The organism is Herbinix hemicellulosilytica (assembly GCF_002904165.1).
GTDB classification, from domain to species: Bacteria; Bacillota; Clostridia; order Lachnospirales; family Lachnospiraceae; genus Mobilitalea; species Mobilitalea hemicellulosilytica.
Genome location: NZ_CVTD020000018.1, coordinates 58,975 through 81,273 on the forward strand (window position 1 = coordinate 58,975; position 22,299 = coordinate 81,273).

Annotated in this window: 18 protein-coding genes; 4 read left to right on the plus strand and 14 right to left on the minus strand. The window is 37.6% G+C overall.

All coding sequences use genetic code 11. From position 1 onward, the window contains the following. Window positions 1-56: 56 nt before the first annotated feature. The 5 genes from HHT355_RS09185 to HHT355_RS09200 form a co-directional block, all read right to left on the minus strand. Complete coding sequence (locus tag HHT355_RS09185) at window positions 57-656, minus strand: hypothetical protein (RefSeq protein ID WP_103203154.1); 600 nt, start codon at window positions 654-656, stop codon at window positions 57-59. Window positions 657-811: 155 nt separating this feature from the next. Then, window positions 812-1,558 carry a DNA repair protein RecO gene (recO, locus tag HHT355_RS09190; RefSeq protein WP_242967640.1) on the minus strand — a complete coding sequence of 249 codons (747 nt, stop codon included), beginning with the start codon at window positions 1,556-1,558 and terminating at the stop codon, window positions 812-814. Continuing rightward, window positions 1,503-1,691: a hypothetical protein gene (locus HHT355_RS13525; RefSeq protein WP_146039182.1), complete on the minus strand. Its 189-nt coding sequence runs from the start codon at window positions 1,689-1,691 to the stop codon at window positions 1,503-1,505. Before HHT355_RS13525 ends, recO begins: the two co-directional genes overlap by 56 nt. Before the next feature lie 177 nt (window positions 1,692-1,868). Then, window positions 1,869-2,786 (minus strand): GTPase Era, encoded by a 918-nt coding sequence (era, locus tag HHT355_RS09195; RefSeq protein WP_103203156.1) that lies wholly within the window; start codon window positions 2,784-2,786, stop codon window positions 1,869-1,871. A 66-nt stretch (window positions 2,787-2,852) separates the two neighbouring features. Further along, window positions 2,853-5,789, minus strand: coding sequence for an insulinase family protein (locus HHT355_RS09200; protein ID WP_103203157.1), 2,937 nt, complete (start codon window positions 5,787-5,789; stop codon window positions 2,853-2,855). 293 nt (window positions 5,790-6,082) lie between these two features. Between HHT355_RS09200 and HHT355_RS09205 the strand changes: the two genes are divergently transcribed. Beyond that, window positions 6,083-6,283, plus strand: coding sequence for a cold-shock protein (locus tag HHT355_RS09205; RefSeq protein WP_103203158.1), 201 nt, complete (start codon window positions 6,083-6,085; stop codon window positions 6,281-6,283). Window positions 6,284-6,510: 227 nt separating this feature from the next. Here the strand turns inward: HHT355_RS09205 and purH are convergent, their stop codons facing one another. Next, the gene (purH, locus tag HHT355_RS09210; protein ID WP_103203159.1) at window positions 6,511-8,064 is read right to left on the minus strand and encodes a bifunctional phosphoribosylaminoimidazolecarboxamide formyltransferase/IMP cyclohydrolase; all 1,554 of its coding nucleotides are present in this window, start codon (window positions 8,062-8,064) and stop codon (window positions 6,511-6,513) included. A 260-nt stretch (window positions 8,065-8,324) separates the two neighbouring features. Between purH and HHT355_RS09215 the strand changes: the two genes are divergently transcribed. The 3 genes from HHT355_RS09215 (at window position 8,325) to HHT355_RS09225 (ending at window position 11,246) form a co-directional block, all read left to right on the plus strand. After that, the gene (locus HHT355_RS09215) at window positions 8,325-9,005 is read left to right on the plus strand and encodes a TIGR01906 family membrane protein (protein WP_103203160.1); all 681 of its coding nucleotides are present in this window, start codon (window positions 8,325-8,327) and stop codon (window positions 9,003-9,005) included. A 283-nt stretch (window positions 9,006-9,288) separates the two neighbouring features. Further along, on the plus strand, window positions 9,289-10,749 hold the full coding sequence (pyk, locus tag HHT355_RS09220) for a pyruvate kinase (protein ID WP_103203161.1): 1,461 nt from the start codon (window positions 9,289-9,291) through the stop codon (window positions 10,747-10,749). A gap of 17 nt (window positions 10,750-10,766) precedes the next feature. Beyond that, entirely contained in the window at window positions 10,767-11,246 is a 480-nt protein-coding gene (locus tag HHT355_RS09225) for a deoxycytidylate deaminase (RefSeq protein WP_103203162.1), read from the plus strand. A gap of 333 nt (window positions 11,247-11,579) precedes the next feature. Here HHT355_RS09225 and guaB read toward each other — a convergent pair whose 3' ends face one another. The 8 genes from guaB to HHT355_RS09265 form a co-directional block, all read right to left on the minus strand. Next, the gene (gene guaB / locus HHT355_RS09230) at window positions 11,580-13,034 is read right to left on the minus strand and encodes an IMP dehydrogenase (protein ID WP_103203163.1); all 1,455 of its coding nucleotides are present in this window, start codon (window positions 13,032-13,034) and stop codon (window positions 11,580-11,582) included. A 342-nt stretch (window positions 13,035-13,376) separates the two neighbouring features. Further along, on the minus strand, window positions 13,377-13,874 hold the full coding sequence (locus tag HHT355_RS09235) for a DUF6106 family protein (protein ID WP_103203164.1): 498 nt from the start codon (window positions 13,872-13,874) through the stop codon (window positions 13,377-13,379). A 77-nt stretch (window positions 13,875-13,951) separates the two neighbouring features. Then, window positions 13,952-15,022: a branched-chain amino acid aminotransferase gene (locus HHT355_RS09240; protein ID WP_103203165.1), complete on the minus strand. Its 1,071-nt coding sequence runs from the start codon at window positions 15,020-15,022 to the stop codon at window positions 13,952-13,954. A 381-nt stretch (window positions 15,023-15,403) separates the two neighbouring features. Then, entirely contained in the window at window positions 15,404-15,910 is a 507-nt protein-coding gene (locus HHT355_RS09245) for a dihydrofolate reductase (protein WP_103203166.1), read from the minus strand. A 25-nt stretch (window positions 15,911-15,935) separates the two neighbouring features. Then, the gene (gene thyA, locus HHT355_RS09250) at window positions 15,936-16,781 is read right to left on the minus strand and encodes a thymidylate synthase (protein ID WP_103203167.1); all 846 of its coding nucleotides are present in this window, start codon (window positions 16,779-16,781) and stop codon (window positions 15,936-15,938) included. 208 nt (window positions 16,782-16,989) lie between these two features. Continuing rightward, window positions 16,990-19,374 carry a ribonucleoside triphosphate reductase gene (locus HHT355_RS09255; RefSeq protein ID WP_103203168.1) on the minus strand — a complete coding sequence of 795 codons (2,385 nt, stop codon included), beginning with the start codon at window positions 19,372-19,374 and terminating at the stop codon, window positions 16,990-16,992. A 165-nt stretch (window positions 19,375-19,539) separates the two neighbouring features. Beyond that, window positions 19,540-20,787 carry a GTPase HflX gene (gene hflX, locus HHT355_RS09260; protein WP_103203169.1) on the minus strand — a complete coding sequence of 416 codons (1,248 nt, stop codon included), beginning with the start codon at window positions 20,785-20,787 and terminating at the stop codon, window positions 19,540-19,542. Window positions 20,788-20,822: 35 nt separating this feature from the next. Beyond that, window positions 20,823-21,992 carry a tetratricopeptide repeat protein gene (locus HHT355_RS09265; RefSeq protein WP_103203170.1) on the minus strand — a complete coding sequence of 390 codons (1,170 nt, stop codon included), beginning with the start codon at window positions 21,990-21,992 and terminating at the stop codon, window positions 20,823-20,825. Window positions 21,993-22,299 lie beyond the last annotated feature (307 nt).

Consider the following 22,299-nt stretch of genomic DNA (forward strand, 5'->3'; position numbering starts at 1 on the left):
TATCTTATAGTATTTGCATATTAATAGACATTTTAATTGACGGTTTCGGTACAATCTTACGGCCTGTATATTACAACAGTCATATTCTCATCCGCACTGCGGATTCTATTTTTGTCAACCAATGTTGCGTTCTCGCTGTAGTACTTTATATCGCCTTCCACAATGATTTCATATGGCTCGTAAAGTACCAGTACCTTGTTTTTCCCGTTTTTCAAGGCAGTATCTTTATCAACCACCTCATTCTTTTTTGCATCCAAATATTGCGATGGAAGTTCCAGGGCCACGTCTTTAGTGTCTGCTCCGAAATATGCCGCAGGCATGTTGTTAAATGCACTGTAATGTGCCATCTTTGAATATCCGAGTATCATAACGACTCTACCGTTTTTTAATTCTAGTTTTTCTATGTTTATTTCCTTGCCTCCGGCTTTCTCATTATAGGCATTTACCTCTTTTGCAACAAATTCATTAAGCTCGGATAAATTATAATAATTTTTGTCAAAATCTTCAATTATGGCAACATATAAACTGCCGTCCCTTTTTAGCAAAAATGTATTTGCAGTAATGTCATCAACAGAAAGGAATATTTCTTCCTTTTTGCATCCGTTCATAAGTACAAAACTTAACAGAATAAATAAATAAAGCAGAACTTTTTTCATATATTTCCCTCCACCGCAATTTACTGAGTTATATCATTTTAACCTTTAAGGAAGATAATTTCAACTAATATTTATAACTTGAAAGGAAGAATATTTCAACAGATAATTTAAAAGATTTTTGTTTTGTGTGCAAATTTATCGCATAATTTGCCATATCAGTCTTGTAAAGAGTTGATAAGCTCAACAGACTTGAACTCATGTCCCAAATAATGGGTGAGATACTGCCTGGCACATGCGGTAAGCTCATTTAATACCTCGCCGCTTACCCTAAAAGTATAAAGCTTCTCTACTTCTTTTGATATTATGTACTGTAAAGCATAAACCGACGATGTATTTAACCGGAGGGACTTTTTATCAAAATCTGCACAATTTTCGCAAAGTAAACCACCGGATGCAGCAGAAAACCTGTATTTATCGCTTGTCCTTTCACACTTTACGCATTTAAATACCTGTGGTGCCATTCCGCTTAATGCCATTATTTTAAATTCAAATACCAGGCGTATCAGGGGAAAATCTATGGTTTTCTTTGCCAATGCCCTTAAAGTCTGATAAAGAAGTTTAAGTATTTCCTTTTCATCGTTGTTTTCCTTTGTAATATACTCCGAAAATTCACAAAAGTACATTCCGTAGTATACACTGTTTATATCATCCCTCAGTTCCGGAAAATAATTGGATATATCGGCTGATATTACTGTATATGATGATCTTCCAGCATAAAGGGAAAACTCTCCGAAAGAAAAAGGTTGGCTGCATGCCAATAAGGCGCTGTTGGGTTTCCTAGCGCCTTTGGCAAATGCAGATATTTTTCCAAGTTCCTTAGTCAAAAGAACTATGCGTTTATCGTATTCACCAACCGGCATGGCTGACAGTACCATCCCCGTCACGACTGTTGACGCCGGCACTAAAACCACCTTCTTCATTACTGCTTACGGCTTTATCATACTCATCCACATTTTCATCCCTTGTGCAAGCAATGTAATTAAGATAATCATCAATTCTCCCGGTTTTTATAAAACGTTCCCAATATCTGTTCATAAACCAGCCCCCTAACCAATTTGATATGTTCCATAAATGCCGGATAGAATTAAGTCAGTAATAATTTTCATTTTATATTATTATGTTTCCCATCTGGCACCATATCTAAACTGGTTAGAATATACCATCTAAAATTTTCAAATTCCCTCTTGACAAATCATCAAAACATACTATGGGTTATTCCATATCAGTAAAGCCGTAATTTTTCAGCAGAAAATCGCTGTCTCTCCAGTCCTTTTTAACTTTTACCCAAAGCTGAAGATTAACCTGGCAATCAAGAAGATTTTCTATTTCAGTTCTGGCATGGGTTCCGATCTTTTTAAGCATTGAGCCGCCCTTACCGATGATTATGCCCTTATGACTGTCTTTTTCACATATAATAGTCGCATGAATATCTATAATGTCCTTATTATTTCCTTCTTTTTTACGCTCCACCATCTGTTCTATGCTAACGGCTATACCGTGAGGTATTTCTTCATCAAGGAAATGAAGGGCTTTTTCCCGGATTAGTTCCGCCACGATTTGCCTTTCCGGCTGATCGGTAACGGTATCTTCATCATAATATATAGGGCCGTAAGGCAGATACTTGAACAAAACGTTAAGAAGTTCATCGGTATTGTCCCCTTTTATGGCGGAAACCGGAACAATTTCCGCAAAATCCAAAATATCCTTATATGCATCGATAACAGACAGTATTTCAGTTTTATTTACCGTATCAACCTTATTAATTACCAAAATAACCGGGGTTTTTATCTTCGACAACTGCTCGGCTATATATCGTTCTCCCTGCCCGATAAAGGTAGTTGGCTCTACAAGCCAAAGAACTATATCGACTTCCCGGAGAGTTTTTTCCGCCACATTAACCATAAATTGTCCCAGTTTATTCTTTGCCTTATGGATACCGGGGGTGTCGACAAATATAATCTGCCCCCGCTCATCCGTAAAAATGGCCCTTATTCTGTTTCTTGTGGTTTGCGGCTTATTGGATGTTATGGCTATTTTTTGTCCTATCAGATGATTCATTAAAGTGGATTTGCCTACATTCGGCCTTCCGATTAATGTAACAAATCCGGATTTTTTATTATTATCGTACATAATCTTCCTCACCCTTATGCTTTCATATATATTTCAATAGTCAGATATTATTATATTTTTATAACATTACATCAGGTTCTTGACATCATTGAATAATTCACTGTTTTCCTCTACCGCAGTTTCGTTACCGATAACGCATATATAACCTTGATCAAGGACTGCCCTGATTAAGCCGGATAGGGCACGTATATCTTCCTGCGTTACATTTATAATTTCATCTCTCTCTTTAACTAAATCATCATAAGTTTGGCCTGCAAGATATATGCTTAATGATCTTGCGCCACTAGCCTGAGGAGTCAATGGAGTATCAAGGGTGCTTATGGTACCGATTATGCGCTTTAATAATTCCTTTTCATCTATAGTAAAATTCTTTAAGTATTCGGGAATGTTTTCATATACCGTATTGGTTTCTTCAAGTTTTGGATCCCTGTAGGAAACAAAATATACATCCCCGTCAACAGCCGAAAATCCGCACATGCACCCGTAAGCTCCCCCTTTAATCCTTATATGGTTCCACAAATAATCATAACTTAAGATAGTTCTAAGAACTTTAAGAGCCCCGGTGTATTTATAACCTTTACTCAGAAAATTCCCTGCCCTGGCCACATACTGCACCTGCATGGCAGCTTTAAAGCCTTCATTCAAACATTTAGGCGAAAGAGGCGCACATTTATATCCTTTAAGTAGGTTCTTAGGTGTTTCTTCCTTAAGCCCTCTTGTAAACTGCATAAAGCTTTGTGAAAACAGCTTAAAGCCCTCGTCTTCTGCAGTAATGCTTACCATAAGCCTGTTTTTAGCAAAAATTATTTCTATAAGTTCTTTTAATTTGGCAATTATGGTATCCTTCATCAGGCCAAAATTTACGCTTATATCATCTATAAATTTGTAAAACGATATTCCCTGGGTCAATTCTTTAAACAAACCATGTTCAGAATAATAAGACATGGCTCTGTTTACTGCTACAGAATGGCCTGAAGACTTAAATCTCATTTGCATCCGGGATTTAACTTCATCGATAATTTCTTTAAGCCGCTTATAGTCTCTCAAATCGGTACGATATATCATTTCTTCCGTAAGCCTGAATGATTCAGGTATCTTTTCGTACAGAACTTTGGTTCCGATTTCAAACATTGGCAAATAATCGTTGGTACCGCCTTTTTTAGCAAAACTTACAACGTTGGTATACAGTCCGCCGGTATGCAGATTAATCTCATTTGTAAATTCCGGATAGCTATAATTTTCGGTATCCACATATCCCAGTACAAAAGACAATAATGACACATAAGGCAGAAGCTCTTCAGGTATATCTTTTATATCAAACAAAAGCCTGATATAAGCTATTTCATTGGTAAATAAATTGTGATGGATAACCTTAACCCCGTCTATATCCTTTTCTTCATTATATATAGGCTGGGGTTTTGGTTCTATATCTTCTCTTGTAAGCATAGGAATTTTCTCAAGTTCATCCTTGCCCAAAGGCTCCTCCTGGTATTCCTTTAATCTGACGGTTTCTTTTATTATTCTTTGAATTTCGCCCTTAGACAAGCCTTTTTTATATTCGGCAAGTTCTTCTTTTAATTTACCCTCACGAATCTTATTGTAACCTGCCTTAGGTTTAAGCACGACAAGAGAAGCATGATTATTGTCAAGCAGATAGTCTTTGATTAATTTTTCAAAAAAGCCCGAATTTATTTTTTCCTTTAGGCTGGAATAATGAACAGAATCTTTCAGATTTTGGAACAGGTCGCTGTCATCATAAAGCCAGCTGCTAAGCACACGAAGGCCGTATATCAGCCCTTTTGGCAACTGGCCATAATCAGCTTCACGGTACTGGAATTCAAAGTAGTTAATGGCTGCCTGAAGGGATCTTTCATTCAGTCTGTCAGAAGCAAGCCTAGATAAAGTTTCCCTGATAACCGATAAAAATTCATGCTTTTTATCTTCATCCGCATTTTTTGCTACAATGGAAAGCACCGACTGAAGGTACTCCACCCCAAATTGACTGAATATGTCTTTGCCAATACCCTTATCAAGCAGGGCCTGCTTGACCGGAGCCCCCGGTGCATCAAAAAGAACATAGTCAAGTATCTGAAACGCCAGGTTAAGCTCCTTTGACTTTGAGTTTCCTATGGCTACGTTAAGGCTCAGATAAGTTTTTTCATCTGGGCTTTCTTCCTCACTCAAAGAATAAAATGCTTCTATTTCTTTTAGAGAATCAAATCCCTTTTGTAGGGGTATCTCCGAATCTATTTTAATATAATCAAAATGAGAAAGATATGCCTCATCCAGCCAAGTCAGCCGTTCCGAAAAATCCATATCCCCATACAGGAAAATATAGCTGTTGGCAGGATGATAATATGTCTTATGAAATTCCAAAAATTCTTCGTAAGAAAGCTGTGGGATAAAATCAGGATCTCCGCCTGATTCGACACCATAAGGCGTATCGGGGAACAGTGAGTTGAAATTTAACCTTATCAGTTGCTGTTCGGGCGAAGAAAAAGCTCCTTTCATCTCGTTATAGACTACTCCGTTTATTTTAAGTTCGTCCTCTTCACTGTTTAATTCATAATGCCAGCCCTCCTGTTCAAATATTTCTTTTTTATCGTATATGTTGGGATAAAAAACGGCATCCAGATATACATGCATTAAGTTTTTAAAATCCTGCATGTTTTGGCTGGCTACCGGATAAACCGTTCTGTCCGAATAAGTCATGGCATTCAAAAAGGTATTAAGCGACCCCTTAGCCAGTTCTATGAAAAGATCCTTGGCAGGAAAATTTTTAGAACCGCATAATACACTGTGTTCCAAAATATGAGCCACACCGGTACTATTTTTCGGAGGTGTCCTAAAACCTATATAAAATACCTTATTGGTATCATCATTGCTTATCAGAGCTATCTTTGCACCGGTTTTTTTATGCACCAGATATGCTCCCCATCCGTTTATATCTTCCAGTTTTTCTTCAAAAACCAATTGATATTGGGCAGGTATGTCAAACTTCATCCTGTTTCCTCCTACACAACTATTTTATTATATATTTAGTAAAATATCATTGTAAATGACTCTTTATCACAAAAAATATAAGAATTCATTATAATAAGTATGCCAATATATAGTAAGTACTTATTCATGATATCATAATTTTATTTATTTGTCATTTCATAACTTTTTTTGTACATAAGATTATTGTAAATAATAGCAAAGAAAGTTTGACTTTTTTCCGTAATTATGTTAAGTTTAGACTAACATTACTAAGAGCGGTAATGGGAATTATTTAAGTTTTAGGAGGCTTTTTAATGAAAAAGGGCACAGTAAAATGGTTTAACGCAAAAAAAGGGTTTGGATTTATCTCAGACGAAGAGGGAAATGATGTATTTGTACACTATTCCGCTCTTTTGATGGATGGCTTCAAAGTGCTTGAAGAAGGCGACCAGGTTGAATTTGAAGTTGTCGAAGGTGAGAAAGGCCCTCAAGCTGCTAATGTGTCAAAGTTATAATCAGGACTATAAGTAATTTTTATATATATATATGTAATATATAAAAAGTTATAAAGTAGTATGATTGTAACGAAAAAGGTGTCAGGTACCATTACGATACCTGACACTTTTTTATGTTTAAATAAGGCTACTTCATAACTTTTTATAGGCATACAGATTTTTATGCAAGACATATTATAAACATCTGCCAGGATTTGTGATCATTGAAGGCTCCTTCTTTTCACTTTTTAGTGTCTGAAATGCCTCATTCCGGTAAATACCATGGCAATTTTATATTCATTGCATTTCTTTATAGAATCCTCATCTCTTATGGAACCACCGGGCTGGATAATTGCCGTAATTCCGGCCTTGTGCGCTGCTTCCACACAATCGTCAAAAGGAAAGAATGCATCGGAAGCAAGTACGGCTCCTTTGGTGGCATCCGGACCGATTAATTCAGCCGCATGCTCTATGGACTGCTTAGTAGCCCAAACTCTGTTAACTTGACCCGGTCCGATACCTATGGTCTGCTTGTCCTTTGCAAGGGCAATACCGTTGGACTTAACGTATTTTACAACCCTCCATGCAAAAAGAAGATCTTCCATTTCTTTATCGGACGGTGCCCGGTCTGTTACAACTTTCAGCTCTCCATCCGGTAAAAGTTTGCTGTCTATGGTCTGTACAATAAGCCCGCCGTTTACCTTCTTAAGGTCATATGCTTTTTCATATTGCGGCACTTCAATATCTGCAAGCTGCAAAAGCCTGATGTTCTTTTTGGTTTGTAGCAGTTTAAGAGCTTCTTCTTCATAAGAAGGTGCTACGACTACTTCAAGGAAAATATTCATCATTTCTTCTGCAATATTACGAGTCAATTCCCTGTTTAAAACTACTATTCCACCGAAAATCGAAACCTTGTCTGCTTCGTAAGCTTTTTTCCATGCGTCATAAATGTTGTCCGCACTTCCCACACCACACGGATTACCGTGCTTGCATGCCACTACAGTAGGTTCGGTAAATTCTTTCAGGAGTTCCAAAGCCCCGTTGGTATCGTTGATATTATTGAATGATAATTCCTTACCGTTTAACTGTATTGCATCTGCAATAGAGCCCTTTCTTTTTCCTGTTTCCCGATAGAATGCCGCTTTCTGGTGAGGGTTTTCTCCATATCTCATATCCTGAACTTTCTCAAAAGTAAGTGTAAGTGTTTCAGGGAAGGAATCATCGTTTCTTTGTTCTCTTAGATAATTAGCAATTAAAGTATCATAAGCTGCAGTATGCATAAAGACTTTTTGCATTAAATAAAACTTGGTATCTAGAGTAACTTCACCGTATTCCTTCAGTTCCGACAAAACCTTATCATAATCCTTAGGATCAACAACAACAGCCACATCCTGATAATTCTTTGCGGCGGCGCGGAGCATAGTCGGCCCTCCGATATCTATATTCTCAACTGCTTCCTCCCTTGTAACCCCTTCCTTCATGACGGTTTCCTTAAAAGGATAAAGGTTTACAATAACAAGGTCTATAGGTTTTATACTAAGATCTGCCAGTTGCTTCATATGAGAAGGATTGCTTCTTACGGCAAGCAGTCCGGCATGTATAACCGGATGCAAAGTCTTTACTCTTCCGTCTAAGCATTCGGGAAAACCGGTAATCTCCGAAACTTCAACTGCCGGGATCTTTGCTTCCCGTAATTTTTTATATGTACCCCCGGTTGATATTATTTCAATTCCAAGCTTATTAAGCTCCCCGGCAAACTCTACTATTCCGCTTTTATCCGATACACTGATCAAAGCTCTCATACTTACACTCCCTTTTATAGTTTATCTATACTGATATTAACTTACCTGTTTTTATTATACAACTTATTATTTCTAATCTATCTTATTATATCTGCTAATGTTCAAACAATGTTCAAAATAAATTTCTACTCTAAAACGGATTTTTATATCAAAATTTATATATCCGTTTTTATCTGTATATGGCGCTCCCAAATTATACAGTTGCAAAGCTTTTCAAAGTATACTATAATTCCTATGTTAATAATTTAAGGAGAAGCCATATGCTAAGGTTAAGACGATTTAAAAAAACGGATTTATTGATAGGTGTGGTATTTTTTCTTTTGTTATTATCCGTAGGGGTTGTATTTACCGTAAATTTCAGGCCTTTATACTACCTGGATGTAAAATTGCTTAAAATACCTGAAACTTCCGGTTACCCTAAAGAAGAAATAATTGCCAATTATAATGCATTAATTGATTATTCGTCTCCTTTTTACAGGGGCAGCCTATCCTTCCCGACCTTGGATGCTTCTCCCTCGGGTATTCAACATTTCAAGGAAGTAAAAGATATTTTTACCCTCTTTTACATCCTCGCAGCTATTACCCTTATAGCGGCTGTGATAATCATAATATATAAATCACGTAAAAGGGATTTTTCCTATCTGGCCGTTTCTTCTTTGGTATCATGTCTGCTGCCTGTAATAATTGCCTTGTTGCTGGCAATAGACTTTGATACTGCCTTCATTATATTTCATAAAATATTTTTTAATAATGATTACTGGATTTTTGATCCGATAACCGATCCGGTTATCAATATACTGCCTGCAACATTCTTTTTGCACTGTGCCTTATTGATTATTTTTATAATCTTATTAGGCAGCCTGATTATGTATATTATTTATCTCTGCCTTAAGCGCAGATCGGGAATTAAATACCGAAAAATTCGGGGCTTAAAATTATAGCTATAAAACTTTTATCTTTAAAATTAACTTTATAAAACAATAGCCTAAAAAATACAGTCAATTAAATACAAAAATTATTAGCTAAGCAAAATTACTATGTATGTAAATAAGCATAAGATAACTTTTATATTTACTTATCTTATGAATTTATGATAAACTTGCCTATGGTGCAAAACTTTACATAGGCAATCTGCTGTCATACAGCAGGTATGATATGTATTAAACATAAATTAAAATTATACGTTACTATAAAAAATTAGAATATTATAGAAATGGAGAAACTATGAGAAAGACAAAAATTATATGTACCTTAGGTCCTTCAACGGACAACGAAGAAGTTATCAAACAACTTATACTTGAAGGCATGGATGTTGCCAGATTTAATTTTTCCCATGCGGATTATGAAGAACACCTCAGACGGTTAAGAATAATAGAAAAATATCGCAAAGAACTGAACATACCCGTTGCCACCTTAATGGATACAAAAGGTCCCGAAATAAGAATAGGAACCTTTAAAGAAAAAAAAGTTAAGTTAAAAGCAGGACAATTATTTACCCTGACATCCAGAAATGTTGAAGGCGACGAAAATCAGGTTTCAATCACCTACCCAAGCCTGGTCTATGACGTGGACCCCGGAGTTAAGATCCTGATAGATGACGGTCTTATTGAAATGACTGTTGAAGAAGTTACGGCAACCGATATTGTCTGCAGGGTTAATAATGACGGCGTTATATCAGACAAGAAAGGTGTAAATGTTCCCGGGGTTCATTTATCCATGCCTTATATAAGCGATAAAGACCGGGAGGATATCCTTTTTGCCATTGAACATGGTTTTGATTTCATAGCCGCTTCATTTGTAAGAAGTGCCGATGATGTGCGCGAAATCCGCAAAATGCTGAACAAGCATAACTCATCCATAAAAATAATTGCCAAGATAGAAAACCTTCAGGGTGTAAATAATATTGACGAGATTATTGAAGCAGCTGACGGAATAATGATAGCCCGCGGAGATATGGGTGTAGAAATCCCTTATGAAGAACTGCCGTCCCTGCAAAAAAAGATTATCAAAAAAGTATATAATAGCGGAAAACCGGTTATAACCGCTACCCAGATGTTAGATTCCATGATTAAAAATCCCAGACCTACCAGGGCGGAAATAACCGACGTAGCTAATGCCATATATGACGGAACCAGTGCCATAATGCTTTCCGGTGAAACGGCCGCCGGAAATTATCCGGTTGAAGCCTTGAAAGCTATGGTAAAAATAACTTTACGTACCGAAGCAGATATAGATTATATTAAACGCTTCAATCAACGGGAACTGCCTTCCAACCCCGACATTACCGATGCTATATCCCGTTCAACGGTTACCACAGCTCATGCCTTAAACGCAAAAATGATTATTACGGTAACCACTTCCGGAAAAACCGCCAGAATGATTTCAAGACATCGTCCTCAATGTGACATAATGGGCTGCACCACAGATCCGGTCATATGGAGGCAGATGAATTTGATTTGGGGTGTTACACCTCTTCTTATGGCAGTGGAGCATGATACTTTTGAATTATTTGAACATGCGATACAGGCCGTAGAAAAAGCGGGATATATTAAAAAAGGTGAAATTGCGGTTATGACCGCGGGAGTACCTTTGGGAGTATCGGGAACCACCAATATTATAAAAGTTCAGATTGCCGGGGATACTGACTGCAAAAAGGCAAAAAGAAATCCTAAATCAGCCAGCTAAAACGGGGAGGAAAGCATATGAAGCGAAAGGATTACATCAATTGGGATGCTTATTTTATGGGAATTGCTCTCTTATCTGCAGAGCGCAGCAAAGATCCCAGCACAAGTGTTGGGGCTTGCATAGTTAGTATGGATAATAAAATTCTTTCTGTCGGTTATAACGGCATGCCAATTGGTTGCTCCGATGATGAGTTCCCCTGGAATCGGGAAGGAAATCCCCTGGATACAAAATATTTTTATGTATGCCACGCCGAACTTAATGCCATTTTAAATTATTCGGGAACCGATATGAAGGGTGCAAAAATATACACAACCCTGTTCCCCTGCAATGAATGTACAAAAGCTATAATTCAAAAAGGCATCAAAGAAATAATATATATGAGCGATAAATATGCCGAAACCGATTCGATTAAGGCATCAAAGCGGATGCTTGATGCCGCCGGAATATCTTACAGACAGTATGTTCCTGTCGGTAAAGATATAACCTTGTCTTTATAACCAACATTTCGGCAATAAAAACAGTACGCTTTACAAATAATAATGTTGTATTATATTAAACCTCCTAAGCAACAGGTGTATATACCAATCAGCTTAGGAGGTTTTTATTTCAATATCAAAAACCGCAAAACACCGCCCGAAAATATTTATTGAATATCCTGACTGACTTGATTATAAAAGGTTTTTTAACACCGATTAAAGTGATTTTTTATAAAACAAAAAGACATAAAATAAAATGGATTACAAAAACAAACGACCACAAATATACTGTGGTCGTTATCAACACTAATACAATTTTACAGCAAAGTTATCAACAATATATTGGATTATACCTTAATCTTCAACAGTATAGTTTGGTGCTTCTTTGGTAATCTGAATATCATGAGGATGGCTCTCTCTTAAGGAAGCTTGGGATATCTTTATAAATCTTCCGGTCTTTTGCAGAGTTTCTATATCTTTGGCTCCGCAATAACCCATACCGGCCCTTAAGCCACCGACTAACTGGAATACAGTATCCTCGACTGTACCTTTATATGCAACCCGTCCTTCCACGCCTTCAGGAACCAGTTTCTTTGCATCGGCCTGGAAATACCGGTCTTTACTTCCTTTTTCCATAGCAGCAATGGAACCCATACCGCGGTAAACCTTATATTTTCTTCCCTGATACAATTCAAATGTTCCGGGACTTTCATCACAGCCGGCAAATATGCTTCCCATCATGCATACATTAGCACCTGCCGCCAGAGCTTTTGTAATATCTCCCGAATATTTGATGCCGCCGTCGGCTATAATAGGGATTCCGTATTCTTTTGCCACTTCATAAGCGTTCATGATAGCCGTTATCTGTGGAACACCGATACCTGCTACAACTCTTGTGGTACAGATTGAACCCGGTCCTATTCCGACCTTAACTGCATCAACACCTGCCTTGATTAAATCCAATGTTGCTTCTCCTGTTGCAACATTTCCCGCAATTATCTGTAAATCGGGATAAGCGTCCCTTATCATCTTTACCGTACGGATAACATTGGCAGAATGACCATGAGCCGTATCTATAACAACAGCATCCACTTTAGCATTAACCAATGCTTCAACTCGATCCATAACATCTCTTGTAACACCTACCGCTGCAGCACACAGCAGCCTTCCCTGATCGTCTTTTGCTGAGTTTGGATACTTAATTTGCTTTTCTATGTCTTTTATGGTAATTAAACCTTTCAAATTTCCTTCATCGTCGACTAATGGAAGTTTCTCTTTTCTGGCTTCTCTTAATATTCGCTTGGCTTCTTCTAAGGTAATACCTTCTTTGGCAGTGATTAATCCTTCAGAAGTCATGCATTCCTTTATTTTCTTTGAATAATCCTCTTCAAATTTTAAATCACGGTTAGTTATAATTCCGACAAGCTTTCTCCCTACCGTTATCGGAACACCGGAAATTCTGTACTTTGCCATCAGTTCATTGGCATCATGCAATGTATGTTCAGGAGATAAGTAAAAGGGATCGGTAATAACTCCATGCTCCGACCTTTTTACCTTATCTACTTCCTGGGCTTGTTCTTCAATAGACATATTTTTATGAATTACACCGATACCGCCCTGCCTGGCCATGGCAATAGCCATCCGATTTTCGGTAACCGTATCCATTCCGGCACTCATCAACGGAATATTTAATTTAATCCTTTTTGTCAGCCAAGTTGTCAGATCCACCTGGTTTGGTAATACCTCCGAATAAGCCGGCACTAGCAATACGTCATCAAATGTTATTCCTTCGCCAACGATTTGGGCCATTTTAAAAACTCCTCTCTTTCTTTTTCTAAATAGTGATTGTCTTTTACATATTTTTCTGCATTTTACGGGGCTTTGCGCGCTGAATTATTTTTAAAAGTATAACGAATAATCTTACCCTTGTCAACATCAATCGGGGATGAAAAAAGTATTAAAACCGGTATATACACAAATATTTAACCCAAAGCAAAAACACCGCCATGATTAATAGTCTTATCCGGCATATCGACCGGTAATGATATAATCACTGCGGTGTTTTCTTATTATTAATTTGGTTTAAATAATCGAAACAATCAAATTATTCCAATTTTATCTGTTTATGCAGGCAATCCTACAGGTTATAAGTTAATAATTTGATACTTTTCTCGGACTCTTTTGCTTAATCATGGCAAGCATTTTCTCGCTGGGTTCAAAAAGAATCTTAAGTTTTTTTCCGTCCGCATTGGCAATAATAACATAGGGCTTGCTGTCTTTGTTGAGCGACGAAAAATCTTTGGTTTCCAGTTGCAGATGCTTATAGTTGTCCAATGCTGCCGAATTATACGGAGCCATTATTTCTACCTGCTCAAAATCTATGCGAAGCATAGTTTTACGCCTTGATTTTCCGCTTATTTTGTCAAAATCCAATTGTCCGTCTACAAAGACGTATTCATACTCCACACTTAATTTAGGATAAAAATAAAATACTGCAACCAGAATTGCTATACCTAAAAAACTCAACATATTTCCGGCCACTATCAGGAAAAAACCTGCTAAAGAACCGATTATCATCAATACCCTAAGTCCTATGGTAGCAAAGGTATCTTTTCTTTTAACAACTGCTTCTGCATACAGCTCGTTCATCGTAACACCTGTACCTTCCTTTATATTATTTATAATATATATTCAATATTAATACATAATCGGACGGTATGCAACAGTTATTCGACTACCACTGTCCAGTTAAAGATATCTTTAAGCTTGCCAAGCTGAATTCCCGTTAAACTATCGTAAAGTTTGCGGCTTAAAGGCCCTGTATTTCCGTCACCTATCCTCATAATATGATCTTTCCATCTGAGTTGTCCCACAGGGGATATTACAGCTGCAGTACCGGTACCGAAAACCTCTTCCAGCTTTCCCTTTTGATAGGCTTCGTATATTTCATCTATTGAAATAAGCCTTTCTTCTACTTTATATCCCCAACTTTTACATAAGGTAATTACCGAATCCCTGGTTACACCAGGCAGGATGCTTCCGCTAAGTTCAGGTGTAACGACAACTCCGTCTATCTTAAAGAATATGTTCATTGATCCGACTTCTTCCACATACTTTCTGTGTACTCCGTCCAGCCACAAAACCTGAGAATAGCCCTCATCATGGGCTTTTATCTGAGCCTTTAATGATGCCACATAGTTTCCTCCTGCCTTAGCTTCTCCGATACCGCCTTTTACCGCTCTTACATAATCATCCTCGATCCAGATCTTAACCGGATTTATTCCCTCAGGATAATATGCCCCGACAGGAGACAGGATTATGATAAACTTGTAAGTCTTTGACGGCCTTACTCCAAGAAAGGGATCGGTTGCGATTATAAAAGGCCTTATATATAAAGATGTGCCCTCCCTTGTAGGAACCCAGGCGCTATCTATTTTTACCAGCTCTTTTATAGCTTGTATAAAGTCTTCTTCAGGTATTTCAGGTATGCAAAGTCTTCTGCAGCTTCTGTTGGTTCTTTTGGCGTTCATATCCGGTCGGAACAAAAGTATTCTTCCGTCTTTAGCCTTATAAGCCTTAAGGCCTTCAAACATTTCCTGCCCGTAATGAAATACCATGGCCGACGGCTCCAGGCTTATGGGCTGATAAGGAATTATCCTGGCATCATACCAGCCGATTCCCTCTTTATAGTCCATCATAAACATATGGTCCGTAAAAATTGTCCCGAAGGTTAACGGATCATCTTTATCGGGCAGCTTTTTAGGTGCAGTAGTTTTTGTAATTTTGATGTCTAACATTTTTTCAACCTTCTTTCATAAAATTTATCCGTTAATTTAATAGATTACAAAACCATATCACTAATTTCGGCAATAGGGTTAAGCGTAATATCTTATTATAAATTAATGTACATTATATCTTTAATAAAAACCATATATATTAAGATATAAATATATTACATAATTAAAATGTATCAATACATTTTATAAAAATTTAATTTAAATATTTGCCCAGTGATGTTTTTCAAAGTGCCGTTGTATAGGTTTAAAGCGCTAAAGCATTAAGAATATAAAATATTTGCCATATTATGGCTAAAAATTAATATGGTTTAAGATACACATAATTTAATAATATATCAATATTGGACCGGTCATATAAAACTTAATGACCGGCCGTATGATTTAATTTTTATCCTGGCTTTTCTTTCTCTCATACCTGCAAAAAGTATAAATTAAATCATGATATGTCTGTTCATCCGATTCTTCTGTTAAAATCCAGTCATCCATCTTGTCCAAATTCGGGAAATACGTATCGGCAATATAAGAATAATCAATTTTGGTTACATATGCCACATCGCATAAGGGAAGCATCTGCCGGTAAATACTTTCCCCGCCTATTACATACACATCATCCGATTTGTAATCTTTAACCGCATTTAGTGCTTCTTCAATGCTGTTGACAATTACGGCACCGTTTACCTTATAATCACGCTTAGTGGTTATTACCACGTTCAAACGGTCTTCTAAAGGCTTCCCTTGCGGAAAACTTTCCAAGGTCTTTCTTCCCATTATTATAGCTTTGTTTATTGTTTTACTGCGGAAGAAACGCTGATCGGCTGGTATACGTACCAAAAGGTTGTTTTTATAACCAATAGCCCAGTTTTTATCTACCGCCACTATAAGATTCATAGCTCTCACCTTTCAATGTCAGTTTTTATACAGCTACCGGAATATCAACTTTAGGTCCGTATTTATAATTTCTAAGTTCAAAATCTTCAACCTTAAAATCATAAAAATCCTTAACATCAGGATTCATATAAAATTCAGGAGCATCATATGTAGGACGGGTTATCAGCTCTTTTACAATAGGAATATGCCTGTCATATATATGTGCATCTGCAATAACGTGGACCAATTCTCCCACTTCATAGCCGCAGACCTGAGCCAGCATATGAACTAATACCGCATACTGGCAAACATTCCAATTGTTTGCCGTTAGAATATCATTGGATCTCTGGTTTAAAATAGCATTCAGTACCAACTTGTCACTGCCCGGTTTGTTGGTAACGTTAAATGTCATGCTGTATGCACACGGATAAAGGTTCATCTCATGCAGGTCCTGATGAACATACATATTGGTAATAATTCTTCTGCTGAAAGGATTATTCTTAAGCTCATATATGACCCGATCCACCTGATCCATGTATCCTTCTTTATATTTATGCTTAACACCCATCTGATAGCCGTAAGCCTTTCCTATCGAACCGTTTTCGTCAGCCCAGCTATCCCATATATGGCTGTTTAAATCTTTAATGTTGTTGGATTTTTTCTGCCATATCCATAAAAGTTCGTCTATACAGCTTTTAAAAGCCAATTTTCTTAAAGTCAGTGCCGGAAATTCCTTTGACAAATCGTACCTGTTTACGACCCCAAACTTTTTAATGGTATAGGCATAGGAGCCGTCCTCCCATTTCGGCCTTACCTTTTCTCCTTCGGTACTGGTTCCATTCTCTAAAATATCCTTACACATATTTATAAAAATTTGGTCAGCTAAACTCATATATGTACCTCCCCGGCTCTTTTAAATCTATTTTATTGTACATCACATATTTTAAGTAGGCAAGCATTTTAATTTATTTGGATATGTGTTTGGAAAAAGCAGCTTTAAACATTATTATTTAACATTTTACTACAACAAAAAAAGGATGCATGCATCCTAACTAAAGTTAGTTATGCAACGCATCCTTTGTGATTATTTTATAATCTGTTTACAATCTTACCAGTTGATCCTCAACAAATTTTTTAATATTTGATGCATTAACATATTTCATTACCTGTCCGTTTCTGATTTCCAGCAAAGTAGGAGCCTGAAGAATATTAAACTTCCTTGCAAGATCGGGATTTTCCTCCGCATCTATAACCGTATAGGAAATACCACTTAAGTATTCTTTGGCGAGCTTGCAATTAGGGCAAGTCTTAGTGGTAAACAAATACAAGCCGTCATCAGATTCGGATGATGTTTGTGAAGCAAGCTCCAACTGGCTAACACTTCTTGTACCCTCACTTACAGGCATAGTTCTGGATCTCTCTATATCATAAAGCTTTCTGTTTTTATACTCCTGAACCTTGCCCTCATTCCAGTTCTGAACCGGACGATAATAACCGGTAATACGGCTGTATACTTCAGCAGGCTCTCCGCACTCAGGACATGTAAAGTGTTCTCCGGTCAGATACCCGTGAGTTCTGCATATTGAATATGTCGGAGACAAGGTATAGTAAGGCAGCCTATAGTTTTCCGCAATGGTTCTTACCAATTTGGCTGCTGCCTGCCAGTCGGAAAGTTTTTCGCCAAGGAAGGCATGGAATACAGTTCCGGATGTATAAAGGGTCTGAAGCTCGTCCTGTATGTCAAGGGCTTCAAATATATCCTCGGTATATCCTACGGGCAGGTGGGAGCTGTTTGTATAATAAGGTGTATCTCCCGGTTTGCCTGCTGTAATAATATCAGGATATCTTTCTTTATCATGTTTAGCAAGACGGAAACTTGTAGATTCGGCAGGTGTTGCCTCCAGGTTGTATAAATCTCCGTATTGTTCCTGATAATCGGACAGACGGTCCCTCATATGGTTAAGCACTTTCTTTGTAAATTCTACGGTTTCGGGATGAGTCATATCCTTACGCAGCCACTTTGCGTTTAATCCTGCTTCGTTCATGCCTACAAGGCCAATAGTCGAAAAATGGTTATCAAAGGTGCCAAGATAACGTTTTGTATATGGATAAAGGCCTTCATTCAAAAGCTTGGTAATTACATCTCTTTTAACCTTCAGTGAACGGGCAGCTATATCCATCATTCTGTCCAAACGTTCGAAGAATTCATCTTCGTCTGCAGACAGATATGCAATTCTCGGCATATTGATTGTAACAACGCCTATGGAGCCTGTGCTTTCACCGGAGCCGAAGTATCCGCCGGTCTTTTTGCGAAGTTCACGAAGATCAAGACGCAGCCTGCAGCACATGGAACGGATGTCACTGGGCTTCATGTCACTGTTTATATAGTTTGAGAAATAAGGTGTTCCGTATTTAGCCGTCATTTCAAACAACAGACGGTTATTTTCTGTATCCGACCAATCAAAATCTCTGGTTATTGAATATGTAGGTATCGGATACTGGAATCCTCTTCCGTTGGCATCACCTTCAATCATTATCTCGATGAATGCCTTATTTATCATATCCATTTCTTTTTTGCAGTCTTTATATTTAAAGTCCATCTCCTTGCCGCCAACGATACAATTAAGTTCAGCCAGGTCATCAGGCACTGTCCAGTCAAGAGTAATATTGGAGAACGGAGCCTGTGTTCCCCAGCGGCTCGGAGTGTTTACGCCATATACAAAGGACTGTATACATTGCTTAACTTCTTTGTATGAGAGATTATCTACCTTTACGAAGGGAGCCAAATAGGTGTCAAAGGAAGAAAACGCCTGTGCTCCTGCCCATTCGTTTTGCATAATTCCGAGGAAGTTAACCATTTGATTACATAAAGTAGATAAATGGCTTGCGGGGGACGAGGTAATCTTGCCCGGAATTCCGCCTAATCCTTCCTGAATGAGCTGTTTCAACGACCATCCTGCGCAATATCCTGTCAGCATTGACAAATCATGTATATGAATATCAGCGTTTCTGTGAGCATTTGCAATTTCTTCGTCATAAATTTCTGATAACCAATAATTAGCCGTTATCTTGCCTGAGTTATGTAAAATTAATCCGCCTACAGAATAGGTTACGGTAGAGTTTTCCTTAACTCTCCAATCCTCTTCTTTAATGTAGCTGTTAATAGTTTCTTTATAATCGAGGATTGTAGATTTCATGTTACGGATTTTTTCTCTGTTTTTACGATACAGTATGTATGCCTTGGCAACATCGGTATAACCGGATTGCTCAAGAACATGCTCAACGCTGTCCTGAATATCTTCTACATGAATTTTGTTATCCTTTATCTTACTCTGAAAATCTGCCGTTACCCTTAATGAGAGTAAACTTATTATGTCATCGTCATAAATTTTTTCGGTTGCCTTAAATGCCTTGGTTATTGCGGCACTTATTTTTTGCAGATTAAATTCTACAATCTGCCCGTCTCTTTTAATAACTTCAATCATATGTAACAGTCTCCCTTCCCGTATCTTTAATCAGAAAATATATCTGATTCACATCTCAATATCCATATTATCAAAATTAATTCATTAAGTCAATATAAAAGTACACTAGATATATGTAGAAGCATACCACTTTCCACTATATCTAGTGCACATAATAGTTTTTTCCTATATCTTATAATACTTATCTTTTGATATATATGCCTTGATATAAATACCGTTTTCTTTATATTCTTCTTCCAATACCCGGCCGTATTTTCGGATAGTCTGAAGTTTTCCCGCTTCGTTATAAGGAATTGTCTCTTCAATCAGGGCTTTTTGCTCCATCAAAATCTTTTCGATTATTTCCAGCAGCTTATCTATTCCGGTACCGTTTTTTGCTGAAATTTTAACTGTATAATCGGCCTTAAAATCCTTCAGGGTGATATCATCTTCCAAAAGGTCCTGTTTGTTAAATGCCGTAATTATAGGTTTGTCCTTTATACCCAGACTAGAAAGAGTTTCATATACGATATGCATCTGCTTATAGGCATTGGGATTAACACTGTCCACAACATGAAGGATTATATCGGCATATTTGGCTTCCTCCAGGGTACTTCGGAAGGCATCTATAAGGTGGTGGGGAAGTTTACGTATAAAACCTACGGTATCGGTAAACAATACCTGCTGCCCGCTGTCCATCGTAAAACTTCTGGTTGTCGGATCCAAAGTGGCAAAGAGCTTATCTTCCTCCAATACTCCCGCATTAGTAAGATGATTTAATAAGGTTGACTTACCTGCATTGGTATAGCCTACTATGGAAATGACGGGAATATTGCTTTTGCTCCGCAGGTTCCTTGCAACTTCCCTGTTTTTCTTCAGGTCTTCCAATTCGCGTTTAAGCTGAGCTATCCGCTCCCTTATAAGGCGCCGATCTGTTTCCAGCTTCTTCTCACCGGGACCTCTTGTACCGATGCCTCCACCCAGCCTTGACAAGGAGTTTCCTATACCTACGAGCCTGGTGGCATTAAATTTAAGCTGGGCCATTTCAACCTGAATCTTGCCTTCTTTGGTTGAAGCCCTTTTTGCAAATATGTCCAATATAAGCACGGTTCGGTCCAAAACCTTGGTCTGCAAAGCATCTTCCAGATTCCTAAGCTGTGCCGGAGTTAGCTCATCGTCACATATTACTCCGGTAGCACCGGTTTCGGTAATCAACTGCCTTACCTCTTCTATTTTACCTTTACCTATATAAGTGGTGGGATGTATTTTTTCCCTGTTTTGTATAACCATGCCCACTGCTGTGGCTCCGGCAGTTTCCGTAAGTTCTTTTAATTCTTCCAAAGATTCTTTGATATCGTCATCATTATCCGCAAGAGCCACTCCAATCAATATAAAACTTTCCTCCTGCTGTCCGAATTCATAAAACTTTGCCATATCTACCTCTTAAATCAATAATTTTTACTGTAATATTAATTAACAGATTGTCTCGATCTTAAAAATACAAGCTCGCTTTTTGCCTCTTCATCCGATGGATACAAAGCAGTATAAGTTTCCAACATATACAAAGCATTATCAAAATCGCCCATATTCTCGTAAGCCACAATTTGATTTTTAAGCAGGGCTTTCTTAATGTCATAGTCGGCATATGCCATGCCCTTTTCAAGGTAAGAAGCCGCCTGCTCATATTCGCCTAATTTAATCAGGCAGGATGCTATCTGGTTATATATCCGGGGAGAGGGGCTTCCTCCCTCTTCCATGTATTTTTCATAATAGTATTTTGCGGTGGAATAATCTTTTTTCCGGCTGTAGATTTCACCTATATAAAAGTACGCTTCCACAAAACCGTTGGCAAAACTTTCGCTAAGTTCGGCAAAAGCCTGGTCGTATAACCCTTGATAAAAATGAATTTTTGCCATGTTGAATTTATCGGCCTTGGTTTTTACTTCAATCTCCTCCGCCTCATTTAAAACCCGGATGGCTTCTTCATCCCTGTTCATCTCTCTAAGTAAATAATATTTCCCAAAATAATAATCATATTTATTCTTCTGTAAATTTATCGCCTTATTATAATCTTCCAGGCTTTTTTCGTATTCTCCGATTTTCTGATATGTATAAGCCCTGTCCGCAAGTATCTGCGCATCTTCTCCGAATCTTTCTATTATCTCACTATAAGTTTTAGCTGCATCATCGTAATTTCCTATATTAGAAAGGGTCTTTCCCTTATAGTACAATATATCCAAATCCATACCGGCTAATACTTTTAATTCCAGGGCTTGTTCAAACTGCTCCAAAGCTTTCTCATAATCCTGCATATAGTAATATGCTACTCCTTTCCCTCTAAAAGCCCTCTTATTGTTTTCCAAAACCATTTCTATTTTCTTATCCATTATAACCCGGTCAAATTGCCTTAGTGCTTCATCATACTGTGACAATCCGACAAGGGCCATGCCATAACCGATATAGTATTCTGCCCTGTTCGGATTTTCTATTATGGCTGCAGCGAAGTTTTTGGCTGCTTCTTCATAATTTTTTTCAAAAAAGCTTTTTATCCCGTTTCTGTAGTAATTGTCCGCTTTTCCGCAGCCGGTTAGCAAGATAATAAAAATAAACACCAAGCTTATGGATACGAATTTTTTCATATAGGTTGCCTCCGTAAAATATGTTAAAAATAAAGGTAACCAAGTTTCGTCAAAATACTATATAATGTGGTTTTTTATTTCATTATACATCAATATCCAACGGATGACAACGAAGATTACGGGCAATTAAAAAAGACATAAAATAACTAAAAAATTAGAAAATAATTGCAATTACTTTTCATCTCATTTATAGATTTTGATTAGATTTTATTTAAGACGATAGGTTTTAGATTAGGCCCGGTTAACGATACATCAAAAGCCGGCATCATACAGAAGATGCCAGCTTTGATATTTTTATTTTATTTAT